General features: G+C 64.9%; 1 protein-coding gene. It reads right to left on the reverse strand.

All coding sequences use genetic code 11. From position 1 onward, the window contains the following. Nucleotides 1–598, reverse strand: a 598-nt coding sequence (locus EN939_RS37060; RefSeq protein WP_164751644.1) for a branched-chain amino acid ABC transporter permease, incomplete at its 3' end; no start/stop codon positions are given. Between the last annotated feature and the right edge of the window lie 9 nt (nucleotides 599–607).

The following is a 607-nucleotide window of genomic DNA, read 5'->3' on the forward strand; positions in this document are numbered from 1 at the left end:
GTGCGCCGGAGACGGCGAAGGCCGTGGCGATCACCCGGTTCGCCTTGATACCCATCAGCCGCACCGTGGCGAAATCGCGCGACGCCGCGCGGATGGCGAGGCCGAGCGTCGAACGGTTGAGGAACAGCACCAAGGCGAGAATGGTCAGGCCCGAGACGATAAGCTCCATCACCTGCAGCGACGACACCGCAAAGGGGCCGAAGAACCACATCTGGTTCAGCCCGTTGAGGATCGAGACCGACTGCGGCTTTGGCGAGATCAGCAGCATGAACAGGTTCTGCACGACGATCGAGACGCCGAAGGCGGTCAGCAGCCCGGTCGTCGTCGGCGCATAGCGCACCGGCCGGAACGCCACCCGCTCGAAGGCGATGGCCGCAAGTGCGGCGGCAGCGACAGCAAGCAGCACCGCGACGATAGGCGAAGTCAGTCCGAGCGCCGCCGCCAGGAACACGCTGTAGGCGGAGACGCCGATGATCTCCCCATGCGCGAAATTGACCAGGCCCATGATCGAGAACACCACCGCGAGGCCGAGCGCGACCAGCGAATATTCCGCACCGAAAGCCAGCGCATTGAGAAGCTGCTGCAAGGCATAATCCATGTCGCCGCC

It is taken from the genome of Mesorhizobium sp. M7A.F.Ca.CA.002.05.1.1 (genome assembly GCF_003998335.1).
GTDB lineage: Bacteria > Pseudomonadota > Alphaproteobacteria > Rhizobiales > Rhizobiaceae > Mesorhizobium.